Origin of the sequence: Streptomyces sp. SBT349 (assembly GCF_001083795.1) — a bacterium.
GTDB lineage: Bacteria > Actinomycetota > Actinomycetes > Streptomycetales > Streptomycetaceae > Streptomyces.
Window position 1 is genome coordinate 1 of record NZ_LAVK01000412.1, and the last position, 6,100, is coordinate 6,100.

Consider the following 6,100-nt stretch of genomic DNA (forward strand, 5'->3'; position numbering starts at 1 on the left):
CCCCGCCCCCGGCGCGCGGGCGGGGGGTGGGGGGCCCCCCCCCCCCGCCCGCGCCCCCGCCCCCCCCCCAAGAAGCCCCCCGACCGGGCGCTCCCCCGGGGGGGGGGGCCGCTGGGGGTGCTCGCCGGGTTCGCCCCCGGGGGGCGCGCCGTGGCCAGCGGGGGCGCGGATGAAGCCCGCCGCGAGCAGCGCGAGCAGGGACAGCCCCGTGCTGATCCAGCTCGCCCCGAGGAGCTGGCCGCCCAGGTACCCCAGGCCGACGCTGTAGCCGGTCCAGACGACGGCGGCCAGCGCGGACCACGGCAGGAAGTCCCGGGTCCTGCGGCGGGCCACGCCCGCGCCCAGGCTGACCACGGCGCGCCCCGCGGGGGCGAACCTGGCGAGCACCACCAGCGGCCCGCCGCCGCGGGTCAGCGCCGTGTCGAGGCGCTTCTGGGCGGCGGTGAGGCGGCGCGAGCGGGCGATGGCGTCCCCGAACCTCCGGCCGCCGCGCAGGGCGAGGCGGTAGGCGAGCAGGTCGCCGACGATCGAGGCGGTGGTCGCGCAGACCACGAGCAGGAAGAGGTGCGGGAGCCGGGGGTCGGCGTCGGGCGTCGGCAGACCCGCCACGTCGGCGGCGGTCCCCGCGGCCACGGTCGCGGCGGTCACCACGAGGGCGCCGCTCGGCAGGACGGGGACGAAGACGTCGAGCAGGATGGACACCGCGACGATGACGTAGATCCACGGGGCGTACAGCAGTATCCCCAAGGTCTCCTGCACGGTCTCCCCGATTCCCCTGCCATGGTCGCACTCACACGGTCGGCGCCATGTGTCCGTGTCCTTGTTGTTCCCCGTGGTGACGCGATCCAAGACGGTTGGTTGCGTCTTCCGGTTCCTCCGTACAGCGTACGCCCGGGACCTCCGCCGGGTGCATGCGGGTGCGTGTGGTGACTGTCTCACCCGGGGCCCCCGGCAGGGTGATCCCCCGGGAACCATGGACCGGACCTCCGCGGAGCGGCGGAACGGCGCAACAGCGAGGAGCGAGGAGCGCGATGAGGGCTTGGACGAGGGGCGCGGCGGCGCTGGCCGCCGCGATCGGCTGCGTGGCGACGGCGGGCACGGCGGGGACCGCGGTCGCGGCGGGCGGCCAGGGCAGGACGGTGCTGTGGGAGGCGGGGCGGTTCGCGCCGGCGGTACCCGGGGACCCGCGACCGCCGGAGGCGCTGACCTACGACGAGGACCTGGTGCCGGCGGGCGCCGAGGTCTTCGTGAGGCAACGGGTCCTCGGCGACCGGATGCGGGTGGAGGTGACGGTCGGCGGCCTGGTCCCGGGCCACACCTACGGCACCCATGTCCACGTCGCGCCGTGCACGGCCGACCCGGCCGCCTCGGGCGGGCACTACCAGAACGTGCCGGGCGTCGTGACCCAGGAGAACGAGGTGTGGCTCGACTTCACGGCGGACTCCGCGGGCGTCGGCAGGGCCGTGGCCGTGCGGGAGTGGGTCTTCCGCGAGGGCGGGGCGGCCTCGGTCGTCCTGCACGAACGGGCCACCTCGCACGGCCACGACGGGCACCCGCCGGGCGACGCGGGCGGCCGGGCGGCGTGCTTCACGGTGCCGTTCCTCGGAACCGGGGCGGGAGCGGGGCCGGTCCCCGCCGTCTGACCCGGTGTTCAGCCTCACCGTCACCGCCGCCGTCTTCGGCCTGATCCTCCTCTCCGAACTGCCGGACAAGACCGCGCTGGCGGCCCTGGTCCTCGCGACGCGCTACCGCGCCTCGTACGTGTTCGCGGGAGTGGCCGCGGCGTTCCTGGTGCACGTCTGCCTGGCGATCGCGGCGGGCAGCGCGCTCAGGCTGCTGCCGGGGCGGCCGTTGCAGGCGGTGGTGGCGGTGCTGTTCATCGTGGGCGCGCTGCTGCTGCTCCGGCAGTCGCGCAAGGACGAGCGGGGGAACGGGGGCGAGGGGGAGCGGGCGCGGGAGCCGGGCGGCCCCTCGTTCTGGCGGGTGGCGGGCAGCGGCTTCTCGCTGATCCTGGTGGCCGAGTTCGGCGACCTCTCGCAGATCCTCACCGCCAACCTCGCCGCCCGGTACCACGAGCCGCTCTCCGTCGGGGTCGGCGCGGTGCTGGCGCTGTGGACGGTGGCGGCCATCGGGGTGCTGGGCGGCAGGGCGCTGCTGAAACGGGTGCCGCTGCGGCTGATCAGCCGGGTGGCGGCGGGGGTGATGCTCGTGCTGGCCGCGTTCAGCCTCTACGAGGCGATCAGAGGCTGAGGCCGGGCCGAACGGGCGCCGTGTCCGGGCGCCGTCAGGGCGCGGCGACCGTGATCGTCACGGCGCCGTCGGGGTGCGGGGTGAGCGTCACCCGCTCCAGGGTGGCGGCGTACGCGGTGGGGGCCAGGGCGGCGGCGCGGGGGCCGATGCCGACGACCCGCATGCCCGCCGCGCGGGCGGCGGCGATTCCGGCGGCCGAGTCCTCGAAGACGACGCAGTCGGCGGAGTCGGCGCCCAGCTCGGCGGCGCCCTTGAGGAAGCCCTCGGGGTCCGGCTTGCTGGCGCTGACCGACTCGGCGGTGATCCGGATCCCGGGCATGGGCAGCCCGGCCGCGGCCATCCGCGCCTCGGCGAGGGCGGTGTCGGCGGAGGTGACCAGCGCGTGCGGCACGCGCCCGCAGGCTTCGAGGAACACCCCGGCGCCCGCGATGGGGACGACGCCCTCCACGTCGGCGGTCTCGATGGCGAGCAGCCGGGCGTTCTCGGCGCGGTTGACCTCCATCGGGCGGCCGGGGAGCAACTCGGCCATGGTGGCGTACCCCTGGCGGCCGTGCATGATCGCGAAGACGTCGGCGGGGTCGATGTGGTGCTCCACCGCCCAGGCGCGCCAGACGCGTTCGACCACGGCGTCCGAGTTGACGAGGGTGCCGTCCATGTCGAGGAGCAGGGCGCGGGCCGTGAGGGTGGTGGCGGTCGGCATCGAACGTGCTCCCGAGGTGGTGCGGACGGCGACGAGCCAGTGGTCCCGCCCGAGCGGTCGGGGACGGGCGGAACCACTTTGTTTCTCTACGGTACAAAACGCGGGGCCCTTCCCGCCACCCCCGTCCGGGATATGGCGACAAACCGTCGGTCCGCGTTCGGGCCGCGTTCACCCCTGCCCTCACTCTTTCGGGTGAGCGTGCGCCGTTCAGCGGATGGTCTGTGCGCCGGCGTGGACAGTAAAGGGGGGATCACAACGGAAGGTGGGGAACGATGCGGGCAGAAGCGGTCCAGCGGGTCAAGCTGGTGTTCGGCCTGTTCGACGCCGATGGGAACGGCTTCATCGAGGCGGACGACTTCGAACTCATGGGGGAGCGCGTCGCCGAGGCGGCGGCCGGCTCCGAGGAGGGGGCGAAGGGGGCGATGCGGGACGCCTTCCGCGGCTACTGGGCGGCCCTGGCGGCGGAGTTGGACGCGAACCAGGACAACAGGATCGACCCCGACGAGTTCACGGCCATCGTCCTGGCCCCCGAGCGCTTCGACGCGGCGCTCACCGCGTTCGCTGAGTCGCTGGCCGCCCTGGGCGACCCGGACGGCGACGGGCTGATCGAGCGGCCCCTCTTCAGGGCGCTGATGCTGGCCATCGGCTTCGCCCCGGCGAACATCGAGGCGCTCTTCGACGCCTTCGAGCCGGACGGGGAGGACCGGATCACGGTGGACACCTGGGTCACCGGCATCAAGGAGTTCTACGCCCCCGACAAGGCGGGCATCCCGGGGGATCGCCTGGTCGGGGATCCCACCGGCTGAAGGCGCCGCCCGGCGGGGGCAGAAGGCGGCCCGCCGCCCCCGCCGGGCGGTCCGGCCGCCGGGCTCAGCCCTCCGCCCGGCGGCCCCACGCCGTGAGGACGGCGAGGGAGAGGTCGCGGAAGTCGGGGGAGGCGAGCTCGCGGTAGGCGGCGGCGAAGTCGGCGTCGGCCGCGAGCCCGGCGGCGACCATGGCCTCCCGCGACTGCTCCAGGTTCAGCCGCCACCACTCCGCCTCGTCGTCGCCGCCGTTGACCGGCTGGATGCGGGCGTCGAGCCCGACACCGACGAGCCCCGCCCGCTCCAGCGGCACCGGCAGCGTCCGCGCCCACCCGGTGTCCGTGCCCACGGTCCGCTCCAGGTGGGTGCGGAAGGCGCGCATCACGGTGCGGTAGGCCGGGTGCGGGGAGTCCATCACGGGGAACGAGGCGGGCTCCTCGATCAGCAGCGTGCCGCCCGGCCGCAGCCAGGAGGCGAGCCGGGCGACCGCCTTGTCGGGGTCGGGGAGGTGGATCACCACGTACCGGGCGTGGACGAAGTCGAAGGAGCCGGGCGGGAAGTCCTCGGTGTACAGGTCGTGGCGCAGCACCCGCACGCCCTCGTCGGAGAGCTCTTCGAGGAAACGGGTGTCCAGGTCCGTCGCGGTCACCCTGGCGCCCTGACCGGCCAGCCACCGGGCCACCGAGCCGCCGCCCCCGCCGACCTCAAGCACCGCGTCGTCCGGCGCGAGCCCGAGGGCGGTGAAGCGGGCCCGGGTGTGCCCGTCGAGGACGGACTCCAGAAGGCGGAGCCGCCGCCGTTCGCTGGCCGTCCCATGGCTGAACACGCCGCCCAGATACCGCTCGCGCGTCCACTCCCAGCGCTCTCCCCGCGTCCGTTCCACCTGGCTCCTCCGCGTCTCCGGGCCCCGCCCCGCTGCCGTGGCCCCGCGTGCACGGTGGCAGTCGCGGGGGGCCGGGCGGGCGTGCTTCCCGGCGTGTGGCGCGAATTCGCGAGGCCATGACCGGCGGCGGCCCGTTGCCAGAACGGCAACGATGTGCGGGACTCGGCCCGTGGGTGCCGCATGATCCGCGGAGAGCGTCGGGAGGTCGCATGGAGTGGGACGGGAACGCAACGCATCGGGTGGTCACGGGACCGGCCGGGCGGATCCATCTGGTCGAGCAGGGCAGCGGGCCGCTGGTGCTGCTCGTCCACGGCTTCCCCGAGTCCTGGTACTCGTGGCGCCGCCAGCTCCCGGCGCTGGCCGCGGCCGGGTTCCGGGCCGTGGCGCTCGACGTGCGGGGCTACGGGCGTTCGTCGAAGCCGGCCGCGGTGGAGGCGTACCGGCTGACCGAGCTGGTCGAGGACAACGTGGCGGTGGTGCGGGCCCTGGGGGAGGAGACCGCGGTCGTCGTGGGCCACGACTGGGGCTCGCCCATCGCGAGCACCAGCGCCCTGCTGCGGCCCGACGTCTTCACCGCGGTGGGGCTGATGAGCGTCCCCTACGCCCCTCCCGGCGGGGACAGGCCGAGCGAGGTGTTCGCGCGGATCGGCGGGGACGATGAGTTCTACGTCGGCTACTTCCAGGAGCCGGGGCGGGCCGAGGCCGAGATCGAGCCCGATGTGCGGGGCTGGCTGGCCGGGCTCTACCGCGGGCTCTCCGCCGACACCATGGACCGGGACGGCGGGGGCGGGAGGCTGTTCTTCGTCCCGCCCGGCGCGCGGCTCTCCGACCGTTTCCCCTCCGGGCCCCTGCCGTCCTGGCTGGACGAGCGCGAACTCGACCTCTACGCGGCCGAGTTCGAGCGCACCGGGCTCACCGGGGCGCTGAACCGCTACCGCAACGCCGACCGGGACTGGGAGGACCTGGCCGCGCTGGCCGGGGCCCCGGTGACCCAGCCCTCGCTGTTCGTCGGCGGCGCGCTGGACGCCTCGCTCGGCTGGCTGGCCGACGCGGTCCGCGCGTTCCCCGTGACGCTGCCGGGGCTGGCGGCCTCGCACCTCCTCGACGGCTGCGGGCACTGGGTGCAGCAGGAGCGTGCCGAGGAGGTCAACGGGCTCCTCGTCTCCTGGCTGGGCGGCCTGGACCTCGGCCCGGGAACGGGCGGCCCGGGGACGGGCGGCCCGGGACGTTAGGCGGACGCCCCGTCACCATGCCCTCACGCGTCGGGCCGGGGGCGGTCCGCGTTCGAGCCGCCGAGCTCGGCGCTCAGGGCGTGGACCAGCTCGGTCAGGTCGCGGGGGCGTTCCGGCGTCCACCAGTCGCCCAGCAGCTCGGCCAGGGCACTCTCGCGCGCCTCGGCGAGCCTGGCCGTGACCTCGCGGCCCGCCTCCGTCGCGTTCAGCGTCCCGCCCTCCCCATCCACCC

At 75.4% G+C, this 6,100-nt stretch carries 8 protein-coding genes; 4 read left to right on the top strand and 4 right to left on the bottom strand.

What is annotated here, in order from left to right; genetic code table 11:
* On the bottom strand, positions 1-759 hold a 759-nt coding region (locus ADY01_RS31520; RefSeq protein ID WP_049580147.1), incomplete at its 3' end, for a DedA family protein.
* 272 nt (positions 760-1,031) lie between these two features.
* On the opposite strand from ADY01_RS31520, the gene ADY01_RS31525 reads away from it, so the two are divergent.
* Positions 1,032-1,643, top strand: coding sequence for a superoxide dismutase family protein (locus ADY01_RS31525; RefSeq protein ID WP_053171413.1), 612 nt, complete (start codon positions 1,032-1,034; stop codon positions 1,641-1,643).
* A gap of 4 nt (positions 1,644-1,647) precedes the next feature.
* Positions 1,648-2,250 carry a TMEM165/GDT1 family protein gene (locus tag ADY01_RS31530; RefSeq protein ID WP_049580139.1) on the top strand — a complete coding sequence of 201 codons (603 nt, stop codon included), beginning with the start codon at positions 1,648-1,650 and terminating at the stop codon, positions 2,248-2,250.
* 34 nt (positions 2,251-2,284) lie between these two features.
* Here ADY01_RS31530 and ADY01_RS31535 read toward each other — a convergent pair whose 3' ends face one another.
* Positions 2,285-2,950 (bottom strand): HAD-IA family hydrolase, encoded by a 666-nt coding sequence (locus ADY01_RS31535; RefSeq protein ID WP_049580140.1) that lies wholly within the window; start codon positions 2,948-2,950, stop codon positions 2,285-2,287.
* Between the two features lie 272 nt (positions 2,951-3,222).
* Between ADY01_RS31535 and ADY01_RS31540 the strand changes: the two genes are divergently transcribed.
* The gene (locus ADY01_RS31540) at positions 3,223-3,756 is read left to right on the top strand and encodes an EF-hand domain-containing protein (protein ID WP_049580142.1); all 534 of its coding nucleotides are present in this window, start codon (positions 3,223-3,225) and stop codon (positions 3,754-3,756) included.
* A gap of 64 nt (positions 3,757-3,820) precedes the next feature.
* Here the strand turns inward: ADY01_RS31540 and ADY01_RS39475 are convergent, their stop codons facing one another.
* Complete coding sequence (locus ADY01_RS39475; RefSeq protein WP_049580143.1) at positions 3,821-4,636, bottom strand: class I SAM-dependent methyltransferase; 816 nt, start codon at positions 4,634-4,636, stop codon at positions 3,821-3,823.
* A 209-nt stretch (positions 4,637-4,845) separates the two neighbouring features.
* Here ADY01_RS39475 and ADY01_RS31550 point away from each other — a divergent pair, with 209 nt between their 5' ends.
* The gene (locus ADY01_RS31550) at positions 4,846-5,868 is read left to right on the top strand and encodes an alpha/beta fold hydrolase (protein WP_049580144.1); all 1,023 of its coding nucleotides are present in this window, start codon (positions 4,846-4,848) and stop codon (positions 5,866-5,868) included.
* Between the two features lie 23 nt (positions 5,869-5,891).
* Here ADY01_RS31550 and ADY01_RS31555 read toward each other — a convergent pair.
* On the bottom strand, positions 5,892-6,100 hold a 209-nt coding region (locus ADY01_RS31555; RefSeq protein ID WP_159001541.1), incomplete at its 5' end, for a hypothetical protein.

What these genes read in the sequence shown, in the direction of transcription:
- ADY01_RS31525 (WP_053171413.1), top strand. Translation starts at nt 1,032, where the DNA reads ATGAGGGCTTGGACGAGGGGCGCGGCGGCGCTGGCCGCCGCGATCGGC.
- ADY01_RS31535 (WP_049580140.1), bottom strand. Translation starts at nt 2,950, where the DNA reads ATGCCGACCGCCACCACCCTCACGGCCCGCGCCCTGCTCCTCGACATG.
- ADY01_RS31540 (WP_049580142.1), top strand. Translation starts at nt 3,223, where the DNA reads ATGCGGGCAGAAGCGGTCCAGCGGGTCAAGCTGGTGTTCGGCCTGTTC.
- ADY01_RS31550 (WP_049580144.1), top strand. Translation starts at nt 4,846, where the DNA reads ATGGAGTGGGACGGGAACGCAACGCATCGGGTGGTCACGGGACCGGCC.